The following is a 23491-nucleotide window of genomic DNA, read 5'->3' on the forward strand; positions in this document are numbered from 1 at the left end:
TGAGTTTCGGCAATTTCTATCCCTTCGACTTCCTCTGCTTCAACAGATAACTCATCTGCTGCATTTTCCTCCTCATCTTCATCCTGGGCGAACCATTCGTCCCCCACATCTTCCAACGCAAAAGTCGCAGTCACGCTAGCTTCGATCGTACCGCGTTTGTTTTGGGCGCTGTTCACCAAATCCGGCAAACGTTCAGCCCGCATTCCCTTAGAACTCGAAAGTCCGAGACAAAACAGCAAAGCGTCGAGGATGTTGGACTTCCCAGAACCGTTGGGCCCGGAAACCACAGTAAAACCGGGCAGCACGGGAATGGCCGTCGTGCCGCCAAAAGATTTAAAGTTAGTCAGTTCGATCCGTTTAATGTGAACCATATGCTAGGAGTAGCTTTGGCTGCTTCGTGAAACTTATCTAAACTTGTCTAAACTCATTTTTAGACACAATTCGATTTCACTTCCTACGCTGTTGGGTAGACGGCTAATCCCAAGATAAGTAGGCTATTCCCCTCAAGCCGAGGGTTCCCAATTTAAAATATTCAAACTTGCGTTAAAATCCCGCTCCAAAGATATGCCACAAGTAGGACAGTCAAAAGTCCGAACGCTTAGTGGCATATCTTTTTTTGTGCCACAATTTGAGCAAGTTTTCGTACTAGGGAACCACTGGTCTACTAGCACTAAACTAGCTCCATACATAAGGCATTTGTAGTCGAGCTGACGTTTGAATTCGTAAAATCCCAGGTCAGATATTGCTCCAGCTAACTTATGATTCGCCATCATTCCTTGAACATTCAAGTTCTCAATCTTAATTAGCTTGAAAGTTTTAGCTAGGTAAGTTGTTAACTTGTGAAGGAAGTCTAAGCGAATACGAGCGACTCGTGCATGGATCTGACTAATTTTGTTGTAGGTTTTGCGCTGATTTCGAGAGCCTTTTACCTGTTTAGATGCTTGGCGCTGTAAAGTAGCAAGCTTGGTTTTCGCTTGCTTTAGCGGCTTTGGTGCATCAAAACTCTGTTGGGTTGATAGCGTGGCCGCATACTTGATGCCGACATCAATTCCTACAGAACCTTCAGACTGCCCACCGGGCAGGCGCTCTGCATCCACACAAAAGGAAACAAACCAGCGATTACCTTCTTTTGAAACCGTAAAAGTTTGAGAAATAAAACCACATTCTAACGGCTCAAAAAGTCGAAAAGTTCCCAACGTAGGAATCTTGATAGTGCTACCAGCGACTAACAAAAGTTTACCGTTAGATGAATCAACCGTAAAAGATTGACCGTCTCGCCGGCTGGCGAACTTCGGATGACCTGCTTTCCCCGAACGATATCGACTAAAAGCATCTTTTAAGTCAATCAAAGCGTTTTGATAAACTCGGCTAGACAACTGGTTCATCCAAGCAAATTCAGACGTTTTCTTGACGTGATTGGTGAGAACCTTCTTGACTTCGTTGAGTACCTTCGAGTCGGTAAATTTCCCCTCACTGTACATTTGAGTTCGCAGGCTCAACCCAAAATTGAAAACTACGCGCCGGAATCCTGCGTGTTTTGCCATCAACGTCGCTTCCTTGTTATTTAATTTTAGCGCCCGCTTGACAGCAAACATGAAACTTCCTCTCGGTGATTAACTGTGAATAAGTTTAGCAAAGTATTTGGCACTTAAGTTTTACTCTAGGTTGTTGTCACAGGTTAGCACAGGCAATGGGGCGATCGACAATGTGTTAACTTTCTAGCATTGTCGATCGAACAGATATCTTACACCTTTGTCAACAACCCAGCCGGCTTTTACTTCAAAAGATCGTTGACAAAGCTATAACATCTGTGATCCGAGCGACCGCTACAAATGAACGTAAATTTTGATACAGATAATTTCATGAGACTCGATCGACATTATTTATGCGATTAAACCTGAAAGCCTTACCCAGACTGAAGCTTGGCAAATATAATGCCGAGAATCCCTAATGTTACCCCTAGACATATAAAAACTTTCCGGTAAAATCGAACCAAAATTAATAATGTATAAAGTAACGAAGCGAATTATGGAGGGCAAACCCATTACACCAGCTCAGAACTCATCTAACCTGCCAGCTTCACCTGAAAGCGACCAACAAGTATTACAAATTTGGGGTCGCCAGCCCCTTAAAGGACACGTCAAAATCAGCGGCGCCAAAAACTCGGCCTTAGTCGTCATGGCAGGAGCCCTGCTATGCCCAGAGGATTGCCGTCTCCGCAACGTTCCCGGTCTAGTCGATGTCGCCCGCATGGGGCAAATTCTCTCGGCTGTAGGAGTCAAATTACAGCAGCACGGGGACGTTTTAGACATCAACGCCAGCAACCTCATAGACGCTCAAGCCCCCTACGAATTAGTCAGCCAACTGCGGGCGAGCTTCTTTATTATCGGCCCACTGCTAGCGCGTTTGGGATTTGCCAAAGTACCCTTGCCCGGTGGGTGCGCCATCGGTGCCCGACCCGTTGAACTCCACGTTCGCGGTTTGCAAGCCCTCGGTGCCGAAGTCCACATCGACCACGGCACCGTTCACGCTTACGTCAAAGGGCCGAACCGCCGCCTGAAAGGAGCCAAAATTTATTTGGACTACCCCAGCGTTGGCGCAACTGAAACTTTGATGATGGCGGCGACTCTGGCCCAAGGAGAAACCGTGATTGAAAATGCGGCTCAAGAGCCGGAAGTCGCAGATTTGGCGAATTTCTGCTGCGCCATGGGAGCAAAAATTCAAGGCGCTGGCACGAATACGATCGTCATTTCGGGAGTTCCCAAGCTGCACGCGGTAGACTATCCAATTATTCCCGATCGCATTGAAGCCGGAACATTTTTAGTAGCCGGAGCCATCACTCACTCCGAAATCAGTTTGTCGCCGGTAATTCCCGACCACCTGACCGCAGTCATTGCCAAATTGCAGACAATTGGGGCGAAAATTATTGCAGAATCCCCCGACATTTTGCGGATAGTTCCCGGCCAAACTCACTCGGCCACAGACATCGAAACTCTGCCTTACCCTGGTTTCCCCACAGATATGCAAGCTCAGTTTATGGCTTTGCTGACGCTGAGCGAGGGCGACAGCTTGATCAAAGAAACCGTGTTTGAGAATCGCTTGCGCCACGTAGCAGAACTCAACCGCATGGGCGCCGACATTCGCCTTAAAGGCAATGTCGCGATTGTGCGCGGAGTGTCGCGGCTGTCGGGTGCGCCGGTAGTGGCAACAGATTTGCGGGCTTCGGCGGCGTTAGTGTTAGCGGGACTTGCAGCCGATGGTGTCACCACCATCAGCAGCTTGCAGCATTTAGACCGCGGCTACGAGCAGTTAGAGGTGAAACTGCAAAAATTGGGCGCGAATTTGCGACGCGTGAAAGAGGGTACAGACCCGGCGACTGCTGAGGCTCCTGTCAATCCCGTGCGATCGGGTTTAAACTGTTAATTAGTCATTAGTCATTAGTCAGCAGTCATTAGTCATTAGGAAGAAGGAAAAAGGAAGTTCGGCAACGGATTCTGTAGCGGATGTAACGGATGTCAGGAAGAAGGAAGAAGGAAGAAAATTCCCAATTCCCAGTTCCCAATTCTCAATTCCCAATTCCCAATGACCAATGACTAATGACCAATGACCAATGACTAATGACTAATGACTAATGACTCAGGATTAAAATGTCGAACATACCGCTCATCGGTTTGAAAGCAGACCAGTTTCGCCACCCCCTAGACTTGGAAGCTACCAGCACTCTCAAACAACTGCCCGGCCTGGATTTGATGGTGCGGCAGTTGCTGGGACAACTGGGCGAACAGTTTTTCATGCTGGAAAATCTGGCTTCCAGCGTCCAAGTCGGGGAAAATCAATTGCCCCACCTGCATCAATTGTTGTTGGATGCCTGCAAAACTCTGGATTTGGAACCGCCGCAGCTTTATGTCCGCCAGCATCCGATGCCGAATGCTTACACCTTCGCGATGCGGGGAAAACAGCCTTTTGTGGTGATGCACACTTCTCTGATTGATTTGCTCACAGATGAGGAAGTTAAGGCAGTAATTGCTCACGAGTTGGGGCATTTGAAGTGCGAACACGGAGTTTACCTGACTCTGGCTAATTTAATTGTGTTGGCCGCCGGCCAAATTTCGCCGGTGGGAGCCGTGCTCGCCCAGGGTTTGCAGGCGCAAATGTTGGAATGGTTGCGGTGTGCGGAATTTACGTGCGATCGCGCCGCCTTGCTCGCCACTCAAGACCCAAGAGTGGTAGCATCGCTGTTGATGAAACTGGCCGGAGGTTCGCCGACTTTAGCTCCCAAACTGAATGTCGATGCGTTTTTGGCGCAGGCGCGGGCCTACGATGACCTCAGCAGCACTCAACTGGGAGAAATGCTCAAACAAGCTCAAACGGCTCAGTTGTCCCATCCTGTACCAGTATTGCGCGCCAGAGAGATCGATCGCTGGGCAAGTTCAAAAGATTATGAATCTTTGCTTGCAGGAAATCGATCGGTGTGTTATGATGGTGAAACGAAAAAGGGCGGGTGGCGAAATTGGTAGACGCATCAGACTCAAAATCTGACACCGAAAGGTATGAGAGTTCGATTCTCTCCCCGCCCACTACTAAAGAAGCTTAATAAATTTAGGGTTCCAGATGATAAGTCTGGAACCCTAATTTATATTGGGTATCGGGCATTGGGCATCGGGCATCGGGCATCGGGCATCGGTAACAACAGTCATTAGTCATTAGTCATTAGTCGTTAGTCGTTAGTCAGTCAACAGTCAACAGTCAACAGTCAACAGTCAACAAATTTTATGGGTGAAATCGCCGCTTTAGGCGCTGCATTTGTCTGGGCTCTATCTTCCACCATCTGGCAGCGAGTGGGACAGCAAATCCCCGCAGTGGTGCTAAACTTGCTCAAAGGCGCGATCGCCCTTTTCATGCTCCTTGCCACTGTACTAATTTTAGGTAAACCCTTACCCGCAATCAACCCTAATATTTTAGCAATGCTGCTGATCGGCGGCGCCCTAGGAATTGGCATCGGAGACACCGCTTTCTTTATCGTATTAAAATATTTAGGCGCGAGGCGAACGCTGCTTTTAGAAACCCTATCTCCCCCTTTAACAGCTTTATTGGGCTTAATATTTTTGCAAGAAAAGTTATCGCCCATTGCTTGTACTGGCATTCTTTTAACAATCTGCGGCGTAGCGTGGGTAATTGCAGAACGAACAGCCGAAACAACCTTACCATCAAAACATCTTTGGCAAGGATTAGCCATTAGTTTATTAGGACAAACATCCCACGCCGCTGGAGCTATTTTATCCCGCGCCGCCTTCACTCAAATAGATATTGATCCCCTGTGGACTGCGGCTTTGCGTTTGAGCGGCGGCATGGCAGTTATGCTATGCTTTTTGAACCCAAAAAATCTTGATAGTTTCAAACAATTAAAAGCGCCAAAACTATTAGGTGCAATAATTATAGCAGCTTTTTTAGGAACCTATCTCGGAATTTTTCTGCAACAGACTTCGCTGAAATATGCACCCGCAGCAATCGCTCAAGCACTCAGTTCTACCAGTCCCCTATTTATACTGCCTTTAGCGGTGCTGGCGGGCGAAAAAGTGAGCCTTCGGGCTGTTGTGGGGGTAGTTGGTGCGATCGGCGGAATCGCCTTATTATTGGGTTTGAAGTGATGATATTTTAGAGAGAAGTGTGGCGTGTCGCTAAACAATCAAAAAATAGGCTCTTTCTTAGTTAGTGTCCTTAAATATTAGTTTAAGTAGCCAAAAACTCAACTAGGTCTGAATTGACTGAAAAAACGCATCATATCAAATCCGACAAGTTAAAATAAAACTCTACGGAGAGATTGAGAAGCAAATTGCAACCGATCGCCCGAAGTAAGAGGAAGTGATTTATGCTTCTCATACTTAGGTAAAACAACTGGCAGAAATCCGTAAGGATTTTGACCTGATTATCCCGTACATCACGCAGGTAACAGCTAATCCGAATACTTGAAGCTGAAAAAGTGCGATCGCCCTTACATCCCAAATTGTCAAAAAGCACGCGCGGCGCAGCTATCCCGTAGGGAATCGCCCTTATATTATTTAGAGAAGAAACGGCCCGAATAATATTTCTTCATCGATTCGTGAGAAATAATCCCATGACAAGATTCGTCTCTCGGCAAATCTCCTCTCGCTTCCAGCCAAGGCATTTCACTGCAAATCATTCGTTCCAAAGTTTCATCATCATACTCAAAATATGCCTCCGCAACTTCTTCGATAAATTGCCCAACTTTTTGGGGAATTTTCGGTTGTTCGATTTTCTCTGTAATGCGTTCCCAACTAAATTGGCGTTGATACTTTTCTAATAAATCAGGAATAACCGGCCCGTGAATCCCTGCTTGAAAATCTGCATCAAATAGTGGCTTTCCGTAAACTCCTAAATACCAAGCTTGAGCGTAATATATAAGTTTTTGTAGCTTGTAGGCGTTGATTGCTACATTAGTTTGGGCGGCTAACCAAATAAAAGCATTTGCAATATCTTGCTCACTCACTTTTACTGAATTACCGGGAACCGCAACAACTTTGAGTTGATTTTTGCCTATCTGTTCCAATAGTTCCGAAACTGACAAGTTAAATTCTGCGGCAATTTGCTCAACTCTTTGCCAAACTGGAGAACTCACAGTTATTTGATATTCATTTTTTGTTGAGATAGCTTCAGTCATAGCCGTCCTTATAGCTGACTTAAATAATTCTAGCAAACAGTGCGGAATAATGACTGACGTAATAGCGATCGCCCTTACATCCCAACTTGTCAAAAAGCACGCGAGGCGCAGCTATCCCGTAGGTAATCGCCCCTGCTTGACCGATCGCCTCCACTCTGGTTAATATACAAGAGTAAGCTTTGGAAAGAGTGCTTGAAACTGCCCAATTATGAAAGAGCAGTCGTTCCTGAAAAGAAAATTACCGAATATCTGCTCTCACTCACCCACCGCGACGGGAAAAGCAAAGCAAAATTTTTTTTACGGTTTGGCTTTTCAGTTGATGCTTGGGAAATCATGGCAACGGCCTTGCTGCGTCATGCCGCCGACCATGAATTAGCTAAAATTGAAGAATCTCCTTTTGGCAGTCGGTACGTTATTGAAGAAGAAATGCTAGCAGCAGATGGCAGAAAACCCTTTGTGCGTTCTGTTTGGTTTATTGAAACCGGAGGCGACACTCCCAGGCTAGTAAGTGCCTATCCACCAGATTAAAAAATAAAATGATTCAAGAACTTGACAGCATTGTTTTAACAATTGATATCCCAGAAAAAAAATTAAGCCAAGGCGATATTGGCACTGTTGTTTTAGTACATCAAGGTGGGGTAGGATATGAAGTAGAATTTGTTACCTTGACGGGGAAAACATTAGCTATTATTTCACTCTTTAGCTCCCAAGTCCGTCTCATAGGTGATAGAGAAATTGCTCACGCCCGGATGCTAGCTTGAGCCCTATCTAAATGGAAGCGAAAATTATAAGGAAAAATCCAAGCTTCACAGGCATCATTTACCAAGAAGAAGATATGTACATTGCCGAATGTCCTGAAGTCAGCACGGTTGACCCAGGCGAAACCATAGAAGAAGCGATCGCCAATCTTAAACAAGCTACAAAACTCTATCTCGAATAATGTCCATTATTAGAACCCCGACTTATTAAAGAAGCCGAGGCTCTAGCTACTCTTACAAATTGCAACTCATATCCCCAGATAATTGACTGAAACGCGCATTTTCCCGATAGTCTACCGGACAGTCAATCACGCAAGGGACATCTTGAGCAAGGGCTTCTTTCAGAATCGGAATAAAATCTGTTGCAGATTCCACTCGATAGCCTTTTAAACCCATACTTTCCGCAAATTTCACAAAATCGGGATTGCCAAATTTGACGAAATCGGAATGACCAAAATAATCTTGCTGCTTCCATTCAATTAACCCGTAACCGCCGTCATTAAATATCAGCGTCACAAAATTAGTACCGACTCGCAAAGCAGTTTCTAACTCTTGGCAATTCATCATAAAACCACCGTCGCCGGTGGCGGCTACTACTTTGCGATCGGGATAAACGAGTTTTGCAGCTACCGCACCCGGAATCGCAATTCCCATCGCCGCAAAGCCGTTGGAAATCAAACAGGTATTCGGGCGATCGCAATGATAGTGCCGCGCGATCCACATTTTGTGAGCTCCGACATCAGATATAAGAATATCTTCCGGGTCCAGGATTTGCCGCAAATCGTAAATGAGTTTTTGTGGCTTGATCGGGAAACCGTCGTCGGCTGCATATTGTTCGTACCCAGCCCGAATATCCGCCCGCAATTGCTTAGCAAAAGGGTCTACTTTCTCCATGCGATCGGCACGCTGCAAAATTTCATTGAGAGAATCAGAAATATCCCCCACAACTTCTATAAGAGGAATATAACTGCTGTCAATTTCTGCTGGCAGAGCTCCAATATGAATAATCGGAATTTTTCCTTCAGGATTCCACTTTTTCGGGGAATATTCAATCAAATCGTAGCCAACAGCAATCACTAAATCCGTTTCTTCAAAAGCACAGCTAATGTAATCGCGTTTTTGCAAGCCCGTCGTCCACAGTGCCAAAGGATGAGTGTAAGGAATCACACCTTTGCCCATGAAAGTATTAGCTACAGGGATATTCAATCGAGTAGCAAATTGTGTCAAAGCATCGCTGGCGTTAGCGCGGATCGCACCGTTTCCTACTAAAAGCAGAGGACTTTTTGCCTTGGAAATTGCCACAGCGGCTTTATTCAAGCTTTGGTAAGCGCCAAAAGTTTTTTCGCGGTTGTCTTTGGTGAGCGGATCTCCTTCAGCAGGCATGGCTGCGATGTTTTCAGGTAAGTCAATGTGAACTGCTCCCGGCTTTTCACTTTGAGCTACTTTAAAAGCTTTGCGGACAATTTCTGCCGTCGTGCTGGGGCGAACAATTTGAGCATTCCACTTAGTAACTGGCGCAAACATGGCGACCAAATCTAAATATTGGTGCGATTCTATGTGCATTCTGTCTGTGCCGACTTGTCCGGTAATTGCTATTAAAGGAGCGCCGTCTAAGTTGGCGTCAGCAACTCCTGTCATTAAGTTAGTTGCCCCAGGGCCCAAGGTGGACAAGCAAACGCCGGCTTTGCCGGTGAGACGACCGTAAACGTCTGCCATGAATGCGGCGCCTTGTTCGTGGCGAGTAGTAATAAATTTAATTGAAGAGTTTCTCAGGGCTTCTAGAACTTCTAAATTTTCTTCTCCGGGAAGTCCAAAGACGTATTCGACGCCTTCATTTTCTAAACATTTTACCAATAGTTGAGCTGTGTTCATTTCCGTTTCTCTCCTCGGTTAATGGTTTTTTTGTCTTTTTCAACCGATCGCAAAAATACTAAATGGGAATTTTTAACCGCAGATAAACGCAGATAAACGCAGACTTATGTAGATTTGTGCGATCGGTTGAGAGAGTGGGAGCTTATTTCACCCACACTGTTTTTATGTTAACAAATTCGTGCATTCCTTGGATGCTCAATTCGCGTCCGTAACCGGAGCGTTTGATACCGCCGAAGGGCAATCTAGGGTCGGATTTTACTAAACCGTTGATGAATACCGCGCCCGCCTCTAGTTCGGAAATAAATCGATCGCTCTCTGAGTTTACTGTAGTCCAAGCTGACGCACCCAAGCCAAAAGATGTGCTATTTGCGAGGGCGATCGCCTCCTCGATGCCTGCAACCCGGAATACTAAAGCTACGGGCCCGAAAAATTCTTCTTGACGGGCAGAGGCATTCGGCGGAATATCTGTCAGAATAGTTGGCAAGTAGAAATTGCCGGCTTTCTCTGACAATGGGCGGCCACCTGTCAGAATTTTTGCTCCCGATTGGATGCAATTTTGCACTTGATTGTCCAAGTCTTTGAGGATGGCGGGAGTAGCTAAAGGGCCGATATCGGTTTCTGGCAACATCGGATCGCCTACTTTTAATTGCTCGAATTTTTCGACAAATCCTGTGATGAATTCGTCGGCTATCTCTTCTGCTAAAATAAAGCGTTTGGCGGCGATGCAAGATTGACCGTTATTGAGCATCCGGGATGTCACAGCAGTTGATAAAGCTGCTGCTACATCGGCGCTCGACATCACAATAAATGGGTCGCTTCCTCCCAATTCCAGCACTACTTTTTTCAAATTTTTGCCCGCATTTGCTGCCAAACTTTCACCCGCTGGTTCGCTACCGGTGAGGGTTGCTGCTTTTATACGATCGTCCGCAACGATATTGGCTACTTTGTCGGCGCCCACTAACAAAGTTTGAAAAACGCCTTCGGGAAAGCCAGCTTCCCTGAAAATTTCTTCGATTTTCAAAGCGCACTGAGGCACGTTGGAAGCGTGTTTAAGCAAGCCGACATTGCCCGCCATCAGCGCCGGCGCCGCAAACCGAAAAACTTGCCAAAATGGGAAGTTCCACGGCATAACGGCTAAAATAGCGCCTAGCGGTTGGTAGCGGACAAAGCTGCTGCTAGCGTCAGTGGTTGCCGGTATGTCTGCCATAAATTGAGCGGCATTTTTGGCGTAATAGCGACAAACTAAGGCGCATTTTTCGACTTCGCCGATCGCAGATTTGAGCGTTTTACCCATTTCCAGAGTCATCATTTCAGCGTAAATTTCGCGATCGCGCTCCAAGATGTCTGCAGCTTTCTGCATCCACAGAGCTCTCTGCTCAAACGGCAGTTGGCGGTATTTTTTAAAAGCTTGCTGTGCTAATTCCAGCTTAGCTTCGATTACCTCATCCGCGATCGGCTCGAAAGTTTTCAGCGTTTCTCCCGTTGCCGGGTTGATAGTAGCAATAGCCATTGTTTCATCTCCTGTGTGAAAAACACAAAACTCCCTGCTAGTTTTGAGCCGAGGCAGGGAGTTGTATCAAGGTATTACAAAATAGGAATTTACCAGCCACGTTTTCTTTCAGATTTTGCTAAGTTGCAAGTGCCGCGATTTGTTTAAATTTCTCTACTTTTTATTATAGTTCAGAGTCTCGATCGCAAATCTTAAGAAAATTTGTCTTTCTGAAATCACGCACAAATCACCAGAACACGCTAGACGGCCTGTTCTGTTCCACAAAAGTTAAATGTTCTTCTGGGGCGTCCCGCCCGCCCCAGACAGCTTGATTCACAATTAAAGGTGCAAGATGGAGGAAATATAAATATCTGATCGGGTGTCCCGCCCGCCTTGCATTCTCAAGAACAGGCCCGACGGCCTGTTCCACTAAACATTTCTCAATTCCTCTCCCTCAAACAGACTGTTCCTGAACGTAATCCTGCACGTAAGACTGATAGTAATACCTGCTGCCTTTATCGTTATTCGCCACCATTCCCAACAGCGGAATTCCCGCCATTTTCAAATCTTCAAAAGCCAACAACAGCGCCTCCCGCTCAGTTTGATGCAGCCCCACTACCAGCATCAATCCGTTAGTGTGAGCCGCCAACAAATTCGCATCCGCCAAACCCAAAAGTGGTGCAGTATCGTAAATAACTAAATCAAAATGACTTGACAAAGCTGCCATTAAATGCTGCATTTTTTTGGAAGAAAGCACCTTTGTGGGATCGAAAGGAACCGGGCCGGAAGTTAACACAAACAAATTTTCATCGCGGGGCGATCGCACAATCACCTGTTGCACATCCAGATCATCAGCAATCACATTGTGCAAGCCTTGCCAATTCGGTAAACCCAGCATTTCGTGTACCTGCGGGCGCCGTAAATCCCCATCCACCAACAGCACTTGCTGCCCCATTGCAGCCGCCGCCCGCGCCAGATTGACTGCTACCGTAGACTTGCCATCACCTACTTGACAAGAAGTAATTACACAAGAATTGATCGGAGTATCAACGTTTAGTAAGCGAATATTCGCATTGAGCGATCGAAAAGCTTCCTGAAAAGCATCCGTCGGCATCGGCGAAATTGCCACATCCACCGGGCTTGTCTCAGCAGGAGGAAGTCTCAAAATTTTATCGCTAGCAGGAATTACCCCCAACAAAGGCAGGCGAATCGACTGTTTAACATCCTCTGGAGTTTGGAACACCGTTTTATTTTTAAACCGTTCCGCCAACTGCGCCGCCAGCATACCAAACAGCATACCAGCCAATCCCCCCAAAGCCAAATTCAAAGGCATAATCGGAGCAACAGCCATCAACTCGCCATTTTTGTAACGCGGAATTTCAGGCTTAGCAATAACTTCCCAAGCCACCTCTTTTTTGCCCACAGCTTCAAGCTGCAAAGCTTGCTGTTTTGCCAGCAAACCATTCAGCGTATTGTTAGTCACGTCCAACTCGCGCTGCAAATCGGAATAGCGCCGCAAAATCACCGGGAATTTTTGAGAGTATTGATTCAACTGCTTAGCAGCTTGTTCCAAAACTTGATTCCGCACGCCCAGCACCTGAATTAAATTAGCAGTACCGATAAACTGCTCGATTAACTTAATCCGCACCGGATCTTGAAAAGCCAGCACTTGTGAATTTACCTTAGCCAAATCAGTTCCCAGAACTTGTTGGGCTTCTTTCTTCAATAAAGGAATCAGGTTTTTGCGCTGTTCTCGCAACAATTGCATTTGCGGAGTTTCGTCTGTAAACGTAGCCGAGTTAATCGCAATTTGCCCTTCTAATTGCTGCAATTGAGTCAGCATCCCTTGATAGCGGGGAGCTTGACTCAGAGCCGAGGCCATCAGCGCTTGCTTCTGGTTTAATCCAAGCTGATTTTGCAGATTGGAATAGAGCAATCTCTGCTGATTGAGCTGCGTTTGCGCTTCCAATCTTTGCGTTTGAAGTTCACTGATTTGCTGCGCGAGTTGTTGCGTTTGAATTTGCGGGTCGATGAAATTGTACTGCTGCCGCAACTTTTGAATTTCTGTTTGCAGAGCTTGTTGGCGTTTTTGCTGATTGGGAATTTTCGATTTTACAAAATCCAGAGTCTGACTAATTTGAGTTGTGGTATCTTGCACGCTGTAGTTGCGGTAGCCTAGCGCCACTTTTTCCAAAACAAACTGAATTTTTTTCGGATCGTAATCCCGATATCTAACTTCGATAATCTTGGTATTTTTGAATCGATTAATTGACAACCTAGTTTCCTGAGAAAACGGCAAATTATCTGCTTTTTGGTTCAAGAGGTAGTTGTAATTTATGTCAGGATACTTAGCCTGCAACTCTTTAACAATCGGCGCCATTACTTGCGGGCTTTGTAAAACTTGAATTTGCGATTCGTAGTCAAAACCAGCATTTTCTGTCGTCGCGGGCGCCGCTGGTTGCAGTTTCAGCTCACCCGAGTAAATTTTGGCTAAAGTATTTTGCGTAACGGCTGGTTCTACTAATAATTGAAAGCGCCCTTCGTACTCGCTTTTTTGATTCAGTGTCCAGGCGAAAACTCCGGTAGTCACTGCCGCTGCTACGCCGATTACTAAGATGGAGCGACTGCGGCAAACTTCCCAAAAAGTTAACTCTTCTGTCTCGGTTTTGTTGCTGCCTAAAAATTGATCTTCTCCATAAAGCCCAGAAGACATTTTTTGCAAATCAGCGGCTTTTTTATGATTAAACAGTGCTACTTGAGATTGTTTCCCTGGTTTCATTTGATTTCTACAACTTATTAGTTTAAACGTCTGTATTGGTGGCGGAGTTTCAGGAAATCGGTTGATTCCTCGATATTGCATTACCAAACCGCAATATTTTCTCTAAATCGGGTTTTTGAGGTCTTAATGCCAGTTTATTCAAATCACCGAAAAATATCGAACAACCGAAATATTCCTAACAGCGGGCTGAGAGGAGCGAGAGTCCCTCCTACATTATCCGAGAACGTAGCGCGACCCGATCGCCTTACCATAATTACATCATTATTTTTCAGTTTGGGATTAGTTTCTTCATTGGCAGTTGCAGAAAAATCCACCTTAACAGTTAGCTGCGAAACGGTGCCGTTAGGATTGAGGCGAATTAAATTCACCGAATCCATTTCTGCCCGCGCTTTATTAAAACCTCCCGCTGCTACCAGCGCTTGATTTAAAGTAGTGTTGGGCACCACCGCAATCGTTCCCGGTTTCACGACTTCTCCTACAATGTTCACCCTAATCGTATCCGGTGAAAAATTAGAATTAGCAACTTGTTCGTCTTGGGTTTCATCGAGGTTTTCGGCTTTGGGGACGATTACTGTATCTCCCTGTTGTAGCGCTAAATCTTGGGATACATCTCCCCCTTCCAAAAGTTGCCACAAATTGACATTAATAATTTGTTCTGTACCCGCCCGCGTCAGGCGGCGAACTTGTATTTGTCGGATATCAGCTACCGGCGTAATGCCGCCCGCCATTTTAATTGCCCTCGTTACAGTTTGCTGCAAAACACTTTCCCCGCCGTTGGTTTCGCTGGCAGCAAACAAACCAGAATTTTCACCCATTTCATTCTCTTGTACCCTACTTTGAGCCTCTTTTGTCAAAGTATAAGTACCGGGGCGAGTTACTTCGCCCACCACAGCAATATTAATTGGTTGAGTGCTTTGTCCGGTAATGTTAGCTACTGCTAAAGTCGGTGCTTCTTGGCGGTTGAGGCTAGTTACAGTGGGAATAAATATAGTATCGCCGTCGCGCAAAGTCATATCGGCCCGCAAATCGCCGTTTTGCAATAATTCCCACAAATCCACACTAATAATTTGTTCCGGTGCGTTGCGCTGGGGGCGGCGGATTTTGATTTGTCGCACGTCTGCTGACTGGGTAATTCCGCCTGCCATTCGCAGAGCCCGCGATATCGTTGGCATTTGAGTTCCCATTTGCTCTGCTGTGCCTCCGGGGCCTGCTGCTGAGGATATTGTATAGGCTCCGGGGCGGTTGATTTCGCCCGCGATCGCAATTTGCAAAGGACGCGGCGCCAGCAGTTTCAGGGTAATCCAAGGGCGTTTGAGGTATTTGCCGTATTTGTCTTTAACAGCATTAGAAGCTTGTTCTAGGGTCATCCCGTACACCGAAACGCTGCCAATTAACGGCAAACTCAGGGAACCGTCGGCCTGTACTTGGTGTTGACCGTTGGGGCCGCTGTATTCCGGGACGTTGAAGATGTCCATTTGAATACGATCGCCCGCGCCTAAAGTGTAAACTTCCGATCGTACACTTGAAGGTTCAGTTGCCGGAAATCCCGGAAATCCCGGCGCTGCGGGTACTGGTACAGGAACAGGAGAACCCGCATCCGCAGGAGGAGGAGGAGGAGGCATAAACTGGGCCGCTGCAGGAGATGAACCCACCGCCGCCAGCACTGACACTGTTAAACTTTGAATCATTAAACTTTTGACAGCATTGCTTGCCCAATAACTTAGCTTGCAGCTTTTGCTGGAAATGTCTCCCTGAGCCCCTCTTCTTGCAGGAAATGGGAGAAATTCTTCACCCTCCCTCTCCGCGAAGGGAACACAAGGGTGAGCTTTTTTCTCAAGTTGCACGCCGTGCGAATAACTTTTCACCACCATCGCTTTTTGCCCCTATCCTCATCCAACCCCGCCAACATCAAATGTAACCCAACTGTTCTAACTTGGTCAGAACTTTTTTAACACTCTCTTCCACAGTTTCTCGCTCTGTGTAACAAATAATCTCAGGATTAAGCGGTTCTTCATAAGGATCGTCAATTCCCGTAAAACCCTTAATTTCTCCTGCTCTCGCCTTAGCGTATAACCCCTTGACATCGCGACCTTCGCACACTTCTAACGGCGCTGTGATATATACTTCAACAAAATGGGGCTCCATTGCTCTAATTTCGTCGCGAATTGCTCTGTAGGGGCTAATAGCTGCGGTCATTACGGCTACTCCATTGCGGCTCAGCAGGTGAGCTACAAATCCAATCCGCCGAATATTAGTATCTCTGTCTTCTTGGCTAAATCCCAAACCTTTTGACAAGTTGGTGCGAACGACATCTCCATCTAATATTTCCACTTTGCAACCTCTTGCCTTCAATTCAGGTTCGAGAGCTTTGGTGATAGTTGTCTTGCCGGAACCGCTCAGCCCGGTGAACCACAAAATAAAACCTTTTTCCATTTTCAATTGCTTGGTTAGTAGTGAGTAGTGGGGAAATTACGCGACGTATGACTTTAGTGTCCCGGTTCCCCATTTTCTGATTCTTTTTGATTTGAGATGCGATCTGACTTTCACAATAACTAATTTTTTTTTTTACCGCAGAGGACGCAGAGGACGCAGAGGTAGAGGGAAGAGGAGAAAGAGGTAATTTTAAAATCTGTAGGGTGCGCCGCCTGTGTACCCTTACATTCAATGGGCGCCAACGCCGAACATCTATCCTCTGGGTGCTTGTGGTCGCACCTTACATGATGAATGAGCCTCTTGCAATCTAAAATCTAAAATCTAAAATCTAAAATGGTATTGCCCATGTCTTCGGTCTTAAAAGCAGATGTTTTGGTAGTCGGTGGCGGCACTGGCGGCACTGCCGCAGCCGTGCAAGCAGCCCGCCGAGGGGCCAAAACTATTTTAGTAAGTGAATTCCCCTGGCTGGGAGGAATGCTGACTTCTGCTGGCGTTTCTGCCCCCGATGGCAATGAATTAGCAGCTTTTCAAACTGGTTTGTGGGGCGCGTTTCTCCGGGAACTCCAGCAGCGACAGCCGGGAGGTTTGGATTGGGGTTGGGTAAGTTTTTTTACTTACGATCCCCGCATCGGTGCTGAAATTTTTGCTGATTGGGTTAAATGTTTGCCGAACTTACAGTGGATTTCTGGACAAATCGCTCATGATGTGCTACGGGAAAGATATCGCATTTCTGGCGTTCGGTTTGCAGATTTTACTGTTTCGGCCAAAATCACTTTGGATGCAACGGAATTGGGAGATTTGCTGGCTTTAGCGGATGTTGGGCACCGCTGGGGTTGGGAATTCCAAGCCGAGTGGGGAGAACCCAGCGCGCCGGCTGCCTCTAATGCTCTCACAGAGCGTTATTCGGTGCAAGCTCCGACTTGGGTGGCAATTATGCAGGATTTTGGTAAAGGTGCGGTGGCGCCAGAAATTCCCGCGCCGCCTGTTGAGAATCTCGATCGATTTATCGGTGCTTGGGACGGTTACACTCCCGAACAATTTCTCAATTACGGCAGGCTTCCGGGGGGATTGTTGATGATTAATTGGCCGATTCGAGGTAATGATTATGGTGAAGGAGTCGATCGACTAATTGCATCTAAAGCATCTCGACAAGAATTCCTCCAAGAAAGTCTCTGGCACAGTCAAAGTTTCGCCCGCTTCATTCAAACGCAACTCGGCCCCCGCTACGGCCTTGCACAGAATATTTTCCCCCTTTCAACGATCGACAATCAACAAAATTCTTCCCTTCTTTCTTCCTTTGCCTTACATCCTTACTACCGAGAAAGTCGGCGCTTGCGGGGAGTACAAACAATCACAGAACAAGATATTTTGCCTATTGTCGGTGGCAGAGTCGCGAAGTTGCCGATAAATTCTGAGGGCATTTGTGAAACAATTGCGATCGGGAACTATGCCAACGATCACCACTACACCAGTGGCGACATTCCCTTGCAGCCAAAATCGATCCGCTGGGGCGGCCGCTGGACTGGAACTCCGTTTACCATTCCTTACAGCGCGCTAATTCCTGCGAGTACGGACGGTTTGCTAGTCTGCGAAAAAAATATTTCCGTATCTCACATCGCTAACGGTGCAACTCGCTTGCAACCGACGGTAATGAATATTGGACAGGCGGCGGGGATGGCGGCGGCTTTGTGCGCGGAATCTGGATGTCAGCCGCGGGAGTTGCCGGTGAGAGTTTTGCAGGAAGCTTTGCTGCAAGATTCCGAGGCGAGTGCGGCGGTTATTCCTTTATTTAATTTGACACGGGATCGATCGGACTGGCTCGATTGGCAACGCTATTATCTCGATCGACCCCAAGCATATCCCGCCAGCGGCGAATGTCAGGAGTCAGTAGAAAAACCAAGCAGTCAAACAGCAAATACCCACAGCCAATTTTCTGGCATTTTCCGTCGCCTCGGCGAACAAGACTGGACACTAACGCTGACAAGCCCCGCATCTGCGGCCGGTCAAACTTGGCAACTCGTGACTTTGGACTCGGAAACCGACAAATTTTTACACAATTGCGAAACCGAAAAGCCTCTGACAGTATGGGGCCGGCTGAATTCGGCAGGTGCTTGGCTGCTGGCGGTAGCAGTAGAATAGAAGAGGTGAGGTTTTTTGCAGAGATCCGAAAAATTCACAGAAATTTATCCTGATAGATCGGGGAGAGTCCGTATCAGTTAATAGACACTGACACGGATACTACCCATGCAAACTTACACACCAGTTGCTTTACTGAGTCTTTTGGACGTTACTTTGAGCGCCACTGTCGTTCGAGCCTTTGAATCCCTCGTCGGACTGCTGGAAGTTGCCACCGCTTCATACATTTTATCCGCCCAAACCGAACAAAGGGGCGATCGTTCTCCTGAAAGAGGCAGCGGACGCCGAGAGTTCAGTGAACCTAATCTTTACACTCATCAACTACAAGCATTTTAATGACATTGGACGAAAGCGATTTCCGTTATTGAGTTAGTTTCTGCCGCCCGTGTCGAGCGCTGAATCTGATTTCCTGGGATGATAGTTTTTCTGGTTTCCAAGGCAACTGCATTTCTTGTTTACAGTCATTAGGATATTCTTTTATGTGATGATAGCATATAAACCTTAAACCGCCATCTATCGAGACATTGAAGCTCGTATTTGGCGGTTTTGTATATTATTGCAACCTTCTGGGTAGTGCAATTAGGATTTTTTTTTACTGAAGCAAGAAATTTTATTTCATTTTACATCGACTTCTGGCTGCTCTCATAGATCAGATGCTACGCATCTAAAGTGTCTGTTGCTTCGGAAGGGGGAGAGGGTGAGAAAGGGAGAGGTAAAGATAATTTTCCGCTTTTTATACAATGATTTTAGGAGACAATTTAAAGGCGCGATAGCTTAACTAAAGCCTTTTTCCTTCTTTCTTTTTCCTTCTTCCTTATGATTCCTGATTCCTGATTCCTGATTCCTAATTCTCTAGTTTGATAATTTCAGGGAAATTCATCCTGATAGGCCAGGGTAAATGTCGTATCTCTAAATAGATACTGAGACGAATACTACCCATGAAAACCTACACTGCAATTGCTTTACTGAGCCTGTTGGGCATTACCTTGAGTGCCAGCGCCGCTCAAGCTTTTGAATCTCCACTCCCCATGCTCGAAACTGCCACCGCCCAATATATGTTGTCAGCCCAAACTCAACAAAAGCCCGAGCGTCCTATTAAGAGGCGAGGCAACCGCAGGGATTTTACCGAGTCTAATGTTTACACTCATCCGCTACAAGATTTCTAATCGCACTGGAGGCAAGTGATTACCACAAGTGAGTTGCTTTGGGTCGTTCATTCGATCGCTCGATCGGATTTTCTGGGATTCTAGTTTTTCAGGTTAAGCGACAACTGCACTTTTTGTGGACAGTTATTAGGAGATTTTTTTTAGTGTAAGAAATGTTAGCATATAAAGGGGGAACCGCCATCTACCTAGAGATAGATTCTAGTATGTGGCGGTTTTGTATTGAAAACGCTTCAATTAAACAAGCACTAACCACAGGCCTCGGATCATCTGGGTTTTTCAACCGATATCCCTCGCCCCCCACGCCTTATTTTGGCGTTGCACAATTTGAGGCGGATTTTTGTGGGCTGTCCCGCCTGCTGTGAAAATACAGCGGACTGGCTACGATATCCCATCCCACCAAACTATCAAAATCTTCCCGCAATTATGCAACAGCCTTATTTTAGTTGATAAAACCGGGTTTGGGCATCCATGACTATTCAAGAATTAGGGGCTCGGAGTCGCCTCAAATTCCTGGCATCGCAACAGTTATTTACCTTCTCCCCCCCACAGGTAGGGTTTAATTTTCAACCGCTGCACTATAATAAACGTGCGATAACTAACTTATATATAGGTAAACTGTCAGCGCAGAGGGTGCAGCAATCTACTTAAATTGGCCACCAATAAGAACCACTTATGCGGTGTTGATAGCCTTTAAGCCCATGCCCCTGTTACCTCAGGGAAATTAACTAACCTGAATATTAGGGTAGCTGGCAAGCTTTCCGGCGACAGTCGGCTATGCTTGATTCGGCGCTCTCGCAATAATTTAATGGAGGATGACAAAATGCCTCCTAATTTGGCTATTTCGGGGATAGTGATGAAAAATGACTCTTTGGATCTGGTCAAAAGCCTCAGCCCTAGTGCAATGGATCAGATCATGCTATATCTGGCGTTTAGCGCCATGAGAACCAGTGGGCACAGGCACGGGGCGTTTCTAGACGCGGCCGCAACGGCGGCTAAGTGTGCCATTTATATGACTTATATTGAGGAAAAAAACAACCTGCGGATGACCGGACACTTGCATCACATTGAGCCTAAACGGGTGAAGGTGATTGTTGAAGAAGTCCAGGAAGCTCTGACTCAGGGAAAATTGCTGAAAATGTTAGGTTCCCAAGAACCTAGATATTTGATTCAGTTTCCTTATGTCTGGCTGGAACAGTATGGTTGGATGCCGGGACGCCCTCGCATTCCGGGAAACAATTTGACTGTAGATGAAAAAAAATATCTCGAAGGCAAGATTCCTCCTAATCCGCCAGACGCTCAACTGATCAATTCTTTTCAGTTTATGGAGTTGATCGAGTTTCTGCACAGGCGATCGCAAGAAGATATGTCTCCAGAAAGACGAATGCCTTTGAGCGAAGCTCTAGCAGAACACATTAAGCGGCGCTTGATCTATTCTGGGACAGTGACTCGCATTGATTCTCCTTGGGGAATGCCGTTTTATGCCCTCACTCGCGCTACTTACTCTCCGGCAGAGCAGGAAGAGCGGACATTTACTATGGTTGAGGATACGGCTAGATATTTCCGGCTGATGAAGGATTGGGCGGAAAAACAACCGAAGGTGATGCGAATTATGGAGACTTTGGATATTCCGCCGGAACGGCTCGACCAAGCCCTTGAGGAATTAGATGAAATTATTCGCAATTGGGCCGATCGCTATCACAAGCGGGGAGAACCGACGATGATTTTACAAATGGTTTTTGGGCCGCAAGACGACGCTTAGTTTGATTAACTATTAATCATTAGTCATGAGTTGATTGCTTGAGACTAATGACTAATGATTAATAGCTAATAGCCCTGGACGGGGCCACCGGCTTTTTTTCCAAAAATACTTTGTTATATCATGTCCGATCGAGTGACCGCGATTAAAAGGGCGGGTTTTTGAGATTGTCAATTATTGACAGATATTTTTCGTGAGGGGAGCCCCTACCGTATTAGGGGTAATCGACCGGACGTAATATTAATCGTTTGAATTCTCGTAAAAAACTAGGTTTCTTGGGGCGCGAATGCGTCCAGGATTAACTAAGTTAAAAAAGCTCTCCAGGTCGCAGCTAAAATAATCGCTGCGATCGCTCCTATGAGTGTATTGAAAAAATTTACTACCTCGTTGGTCAGCCACTCAAACTTTGATTGCACCGTCGCCCCAATCACGCTCTCGATGTTCGTGGCAATAAAAGCCGCAATAACACAAAAAACAATTCCTGTCAAGTCAATTAAACCGACGGCCCAACTCAAAAGCGCAATCAAAATTGAGCCGACAATACCTGCGATCGTTCCTTCCAAACTTACGGCCCCTTCCGTACCCCTAGGTACAGGCTGCAAGCTGGTAATCAAAAAAGTCCGCGAACCGTAAGCTTTGCCGATTTCGCTGGCGCAGGTATCGGAAAGTTTGGTGCAAAAACTCGCCGCGTAACCCAGCAATAACAGGGAAATAGCATCTTGTGGCACAGGCATCTTGCCTGTGTCTGCTAAAACAGACATCTTGCCTGTCTCTCCTAAAACAGACATCTCGCCTGTATCTCCTAAAATAGATAATGCCAAAACTCCCAAAGCGCAAAAAGTAGCGGTTAAAGCCGAACCCCAGACATTTTCTGGGCCTCTGGCGCCTGAACGCTTTTCGGCTATGCCTTCTGCTTCTTTTTGGGCTTTGCCGATGCGCGTAACTCCCGATCCGACAAGAAAGTAAAACATCACGACAGCATAGCCTTGCCATCCCAAACAGCCCCAGATGAGGACGCCCAATACCCAGCCGTGAAATTGCCCAGCAGGAGTGAGCAATTTTTTAGGAGCAATGGTGGCGATCGTGAGTAAAAATGTATTTAGGGCGATCGCCACCAACCAAGGATTAGACCAAGATAAATAATTAAAGAACAATTCTGAATTCGGCATTTAGTACCTCCATGAACCAAGTCTTATTTCATCTTGCCTTTCCCGTGACCGATATTGCCCAAACCAAAGCGTTCTACGTAGACGGGCTCGGCTGCGACCTAGGTCGCGAATCGCCAAATTCTGCGATTATGGGCTTGTGCGGCCATCAAATTGTCGCCCACGTCAGCCACGAACCTTTGACGCCTCAGCGAGGCATCTACCCCCGGCATTTTGGGTTAATTTTTACTTCCGAAGCTGACTGGGAAGCGTTGCTAGAAAAAGCCCAGCAAAACAAGTTAAATTTCTATCAAGAACCGAGACGGCGATTTGTCGGTTTGCCTACAGAACACCGTACTTTCTTCTTAGAAGATCCTTTCCACAATATACTTGAGTTCAAGTATTATTGTGAAGCTGAAGCAATTTTTGGTCGCAGCGAATACGCTGAAGTTGGCGATGCTGTTTGATTGCTGCGCGAAATAACAACCAGTTGCAGCATATCAACTTTCGGATTGAATCAAATCACCTGCTGGTGGATGTCGCCCTATAGCTTTGTCAGCAGTACGAATATTAATAACTCTTTCTCGATTTAAGACTAATGCTGTAACTGTAGCTCGTCCAATTGTAGTTAAACCAACTATTGATAATCCATCCGCCGACCAAATAAAATGTTCGTTCCAGGTATCTAGTCTGGGATTAAACAATGGTACTTCTACACTCGACTGGGTATCTATGGCTGTAGTTTTATCGGATTTTTGACGGTTGCAATGAAAGCAAGCTAGTGCCAAATTGTCAATATTGTTACTCCCTTTTTTAGTGAGAGGAATGATGTGCTCGATCGTAAACTCTACATACTGCCATTGTTCGGAAGCATGGCAATATTCACACAGACAGTTTGCTCTCTGACGAACTTGATTTTGGATATTCTCAGGAATTTGACGGCGAGCTGACATTTCTATACTGTAGGCTGAATCTGGCCCAAGAAAAGATTGCGGACAGTTCGATTGACAAAACTGAGGTAATCGTCGATTTCTTCGTAAAGATTCAGTTCTTGGTCTTCTTCGGGATTGAGTTGCAAATTTTGTTGTTTTTCCAACAGTTCTTCTATGCGATTTTTGACTGTTGTAGAGGCTCGAAAAATCGGTATTCCTTCCACTAATTCAATGCGAACGGCTCCTTCTATAGGCAGAGTGTCTCGCAGCTTTTCCAGTTTTGGCAGGACGATCATAATTGTTGATTTTATGGGTGTCAATTAAGATTATATCAATAAATTTTAAA

22 protein-coding genes and 1 tRNA gene are annotated in these 23491 nt (G+C 46.2%); 12 read left to right on the plus strand and 11 right to left on the minus strand.

From position 1 onward, the window contains the following. Together QUB39_RS19135 and QUB39_RS19140 are read right to left on the minus strand one after the other, a co-directional pair. On the minus strand, nt 1–371 hold a 371-nt coding region (locus tag QUB39_RS19135), incomplete at its 3' end, for an AAA family ATPase (protein WP_333053366.1). 132 nt (nt 372–503) lie between these two features. After that, nucleotides 504–1595 carry an RNA-guided endonuclease TnpB family protein gene (locus QUB39_RS19140; protein ID WP_333053367.1) on the minus strand — a complete coding sequence of 364 codons (1092 nt, stop codon included), beginning with the start codon at nt 1593–1595 and terminating at the stop codon, nt 504–506. A 409-nt stretch (nt 1596–2004) separates the two neighbouring features. On the opposite strand from QUB39_RS19140, the gene murA reads away from it, so the two are divergent. The 4 genes from murA to QUB39_RS19160 all read left to right on the plus strand — a co-directional run bounded on the left by murA (nt 2005) and on the right by QUB39_RS19160 (nt 5648). Further along, a complete protein-coding gene (gene murA / locus QUB39_RS19145; protein ID WP_333053368.1) occupies nt 2005–3423 on the plus strand; it encodes a UDP-N-acetylglucosamine 1-carboxyvinyltransferase in 1419 nt (472 codons plus the stop codon). A gap of 224 nt (nt 3424–3647) precedes the next feature. Continuing rightward, entirely contained in the window at nt 3648–4517 is an 870-nt protein-coding gene (locus QUB39_RS19150; protein ID WP_333210367.1) for a M48 family metallopeptidase, read from the plus strand. After that, nucleotides 4496–4577, plus strand: a tRNA-Leu gene (locus QUB39_RS19155). The genes QUB39_RS19150 and QUB39_RS19155 overlap by 22 nt, the downstream gene beginning before the upstream one ends. A gap of 195 nt (nt 4578–4772) precedes the next feature. After that, nucleotides 4773–5648: a DMT family transporter gene (locus QUB39_RS19160; RefSeq protein WP_333053371.1), complete on the plus strand. Its 876-nt coding sequence runs from the start codon at nt 4773–4775 to the stop codon at nt 5646–5648. A gap of 407 nt (nt 5649–6055) precedes the next feature. On the opposite strand, the gene QUB39_RS19165 is transcribed toward QUB39_RS19160, so the two are convergent. Next, nucleotides 6056–6679, minus strand: coding sequence for a type II toxin-antitoxin system antitoxin SocA domain-containing protein (locus QUB39_RS19165; protein WP_333053372.1), 624 nt, complete (start codon nt 6677–6679; stop codon nt 6056–6058). Nucleotides 6680–6871: 192 nt separating this feature from the next. Between QUB39_RS19165 and QUB39_RS19170 the strand changes: the two genes are divergently transcribed. The 3 genes from QUB39_RS19170 to QUB39_RS19180 are packed head-to-tail and all read left to right on the plus strand — an operon-like array spanning nt 6872 to nt 7619. Next, on the plus strand, nt 6872–7207 hold the full coding sequence (locus QUB39_RS19170) for a DUF6883 domain-containing protein (RefSeq protein WP_333053373.1): 336 nt from the start codon (nt 6872–6874) through the stop codon (nt 7205–7207). 8 nt (nt 7208–7215) lie between these two features. Next, nucleotides 7216–7440 carry a DUF4926 domain-containing protein gene (locus tag QUB39_RS19175; RefSeq protein WP_333053374.1) on the plus strand — a complete coding sequence of 75 codons (225 nt, stop codon included), beginning with the start codon at nt 7216–7218 and terminating at the stop codon, nt 7438–7440. An 11-nt stretch (nt 7441–7451) separates the two neighbouring features. After that, the gene (locus QUB39_RS19180) at nt 7452–7619 is read left to right on the plus strand and encodes a type II toxin-antitoxin system HicB family antitoxin (RefSeq protein ID WP_333053375.1); all 168 of its coding nucleotides are present in this window, start codon (nt 7452–7454) and stop codon (nt 7617–7619) included. Between the two features lie 52 nt (nt 7620–7671). Here the strand turns inward: QUB39_RS19180 and QUB39_RS19185 are convergent, their stop codons facing one another. The 5 genes from QUB39_RS19185 to cysC all read right to left on the minus strand — a co-directional run bounded on the left by QUB39_RS19185 (nt 7672) and on the right by cysC (nt 16010). Next, the gene (locus tag QUB39_RS19185; protein WP_333053376.1) at nt 7672–9309 is read right to left on the minus strand and encodes an acetolactate synthase large subunit; all 1638 of its coding nucleotides are present in this window, start codon (nt 9307–9309) and stop codon (nt 7672–7674) included. A 142-nt stretch (nt 9310–9451) separates the two neighbouring features. After that, nucleotides 9452–10819 (minus strand): NAD-dependent succinate-semialdehyde dehydrogenase, encoded by a 1368-nt coding sequence (locus tag QUB39_RS19190; protein WP_333210364.1) that lies wholly within the window; start codon nt 10817–10819, stop codon nt 9452–9454. Nucleotides 10820–11252: 433 nt separating this feature from the next. Beyond that, nucleotides 11253–13577 (minus strand): polysaccharide biosynthesis tyrosine autokinase, encoded by a 2325-nt coding sequence (locus tag QUB39_RS19195; RefSeq protein ID WP_333210362.1) that lies wholly within the window; start codon nt 13575–13577, stop codon nt 11253–11255. A 143-nt stretch (nt 13578–13720) separates the two neighbouring features. Continuing rightward, complete coding sequence (locus QUB39_RS19200; protein WP_333053382.1) at nt 13721–15448, minus strand: SLBB domain-containing protein; 1728 nt, start codon at nt 15446–15448, stop codon at nt 13721–13723. 37 nt (nt 15449–15485) lie between these two features. Then, a complete protein-coding gene (gene cysC, locus QUB39_RS19205) occupies nt 15486–16010 on the minus strand; it encodes an adenylyl-sulfate kinase (protein ID WP_333053383.1) in 525 nt (174 codons plus the stop codon). 345 nt (nt 16011–16355) lie between these two features. On the opposite strand from cysC, the gene QUB39_RS19210 reads away from it, so the two are divergent. The 4 genes from QUB39_RS19210 to hetR all read left to right on the plus strand — a co-directional run bounded on the left by QUB39_RS19210 (nt 16356) and on the right by hetR (nt 21071). Then, nucleotides 16356–18149 (plus strand): FAD-dependent oxidoreductase, encoded by a 1794-nt coding sequence (locus tag QUB39_RS19210; RefSeq protein ID WP_333210360.1) that lies wholly within the window; start codon nt 16356–16358, stop codon nt 18147–18149. A gap of 105 nt (nt 18150–18254) precedes the next feature. Then, on the plus strand, nt 18255–18482 hold the full coding sequence (gene patX / locus QUB39_RS19215) for a heterocyst-inhibiting protein PatX (RefSeq protein ID WP_333053385.1): 228 nt from the start codon (nt 18255–18257) through the stop codon (nt 18480–18482). Between the two features lie 602 nt (nt 18483–19084). After that, the gene (locus QUB39_RS19220) at nt 19085–19312 is read left to right on the plus strand and encodes a hypothetical protein (protein WP_333053386.1); all 228 of its coding nucleotides are present in this window, start codon (nt 19085–19087) and stop codon (nt 19310–19312) included. An 853-nt stretch (nt 19313–20165) separates the two neighbouring features. Beyond that, complete coding sequence (hetR, locus tag QUB39_RS19225) at nt 20166–21071, plus strand: heterocyst differentiation master regulator HetR (protein ID WP_333210401.1); 906 nt, start codon at nt 20166–20168, stop codon at nt 21069–21071. Between the two features lie 299 nt (nt 21072–21370). On the opposite strand, the gene QUB39_RS19230 is transcribed toward hetR, so the two are convergent. Continuing rightward, on the minus strand, nt 21371–22237 hold the full coding sequence (locus QUB39_RS19230) for a TIGR00297 family protein (protein WP_333210357.1): 867 nt from the start codon (nt 22235–22237) through the stop codon (nt 21371–21373). Between the two features lie 11 nt (nt 22238–22248). Between QUB39_RS19230 and QUB39_RS19235 the strand changes: the two genes are divergently transcribed. After that, nucleotides 22249–22680, plus strand: a complete 432-nt coding sequence (locus QUB39_RS19235; RefSeq protein WP_333053389.1) for a VOC family protein — start codon at nt 22249–22251, stop codon at nt 22678–22680. Between the two features lie 33 nt (nt 22681–22713). Here QUB39_RS19235 and QUB39_RS19240 read toward each other — a convergent pair whose 3' ends face one another. Both QUB39_RS19240 and QUB39_RS19245 read right to left on the minus strand, forming a co-directional pair. After that, entirely contained in the window at nt 22714–23166 is a 453-nt protein-coding gene (locus QUB39_RS19240) for an HNH endonuclease (RefSeq protein ID WP_333053390.1), read from the minus strand. Between the two features lie 2 nt (nt 23167–23168). Further along, complete coding sequence (locus QUB39_RS19245; RefSeq protein ID WP_333044472.1) at nt 23169–23441, minus strand: hypothetical protein; 273 nt, start codon at nt 23439–23441, stop codon at nt 23169–23171. Between the last annotated feature and the right edge of the window lie 50 nt (nt 23442–23491).

Source organism: Microcoleus sp. AT8-B5 (genome assembly GCF_036705565.1).
Lineage (GTDB): Bacteria > Cyanobacteriota > Cyanobacteriia > Cyanobacteriales > Microcoleaceae > Microcoleus.

Excerpts from the sequence above, each read along its gene's own strand:
- QUB39_RS19140 (WP_333053367.1), bottom strand. The coding sequence starts at position 1,595 with ATGTTTGCTGTCAAGCGGGCGCTAAAATTAAATAACAAGGAAGCGACG.
- murA (WP_333053368.1), top strand. The coding sequence starts at position 2,005 with ATGTATAAAGTAACGAAGCGAATTATGGAGGGCAAACCCATTACACCA.
- QUB39_RS19150 (WP_333210367.1), top strand. The coding sequence starts at position 3,648 with ATGTCGAACATACCGCTCATCGGTTTGAAAGCAGACCAGTTTCGCCAC.
- QUB39_RS19160 (WP_333053371.1), top strand. The coding sequence starts at position 4,773 with ATGGGTGAAATCGCCGCTTTAGGCGCTGCATTTGTCTGGGCTCTATCT.
- QUB39_RS19165 (WP_333053372.1), bottom strand. The coding sequence starts at position 6,679 with ATGACTGAAGCTATCTCAACAAAAAATGAATATCAAATAACTGTGAGT.
- QUB39_RS19175 (WP_333053374.1), top strand. The coding sequence starts at position 7,216 with ATGATTCAAGAACTTGACAGCATTGTTTTAACAATTGATATCCCAGAA.
- QUB39_RS19180 (WP_333053375.1), top strand. The coding sequence starts at position 7,452 with ATGGAAGCGAAAATTATAAGGAAAAATCCAAGCTTCACAGGCATCATT.
- QUB39_RS19185 (WP_333053376.1), bottom strand. The coding sequence starts at position 9,309 with ATGAACACAGCTCAACTATTGGTAAAATGTTTAGAAAATGAAGGCGTC.
- QUB39_RS19190 (WP_333210364.1), bottom strand. The coding sequence starts at position 10,819 with ATGGCTATTGCTACTATCAACCCGGCAACGGGAGAAACGCTGAAAACT.
- QUB39_RS19195 (WP_333210362.1), bottom strand. The coding sequence starts at position 13,577 with ATGAAACCAGGGAAACAATCTCAAGTAGCACTGTTTAATCATAAAAAA.
- QUB39_RS19200 (WP_333053382.1), bottom strand. The coding sequence starts at position 15,448 with ATGGTGGTGAAAAGTTATTCGCACGGCGTGCAACTTGAGAAAAAAGCT.
- cysC (WP_333053383.1), bottom strand. The coding sequence starts at position 16,010 with ATGGAAAAAGGTTTTATTTTGTGGTTCACCGGGCTGAGCGGTTCCGGC.
- QUB39_RS19210 (WP_333210360.1), top strand. The coding sequence starts at position 16,356 with ATGTCTTCGGTCTTAAAAGCAGATGTTTTGGTAGTCGGTGGCGGCACT.
- patX (WP_333053385.1), top strand. The coding sequence starts at position 18,255 with ATGCAAACTTACACACCAGTTGCTTTACTGAGTCTTTTGGACGTTACT.
- QUB39_RS19220 (WP_333053386.1), top strand. The coding sequence starts at position 19,085 with ATGAAAACCTACACTGCAATTGCTTTACTGAGCCTGTTGGGCATTACC.
- hetR (WP_333210401.1), top strand. The coding sequence starts at position 20,166 with ATGAAAAATGACTCTTTGGATCTGGTCAAAAGCCTCAGCCCTAGTGCA.
- QUB39_RS19230 (WP_333210357.1), bottom strand. The coding sequence starts at position 22,237 with ATGCCGAATTCAGAATTGTTCTTTAATTATTTATCTTGGTCTAATCCT.
- QUB39_RS19235 (WP_333053389.1), top strand. The coding sequence starts at position 22,249 with ATGAACCAAGTCTTATTTCATCTTGCCTTTCCCGTGACCGATATTGCC.
- QUB39_RS19240 (WP_333053390.1), bottom strand. The coding sequence starts at position 23,166 with ATGTCAGCTCGCCGTCAAATTCCTGAGAATATCCAAAATCAAGTTCGT.
- QUB39_RS19245 (WP_333044472.1), bottom strand. The coding sequence starts at position 23,441 with ATGATCGTCCTGCCAAAACTGGAAAAGCTGCGAGACACTCTGCCTATA.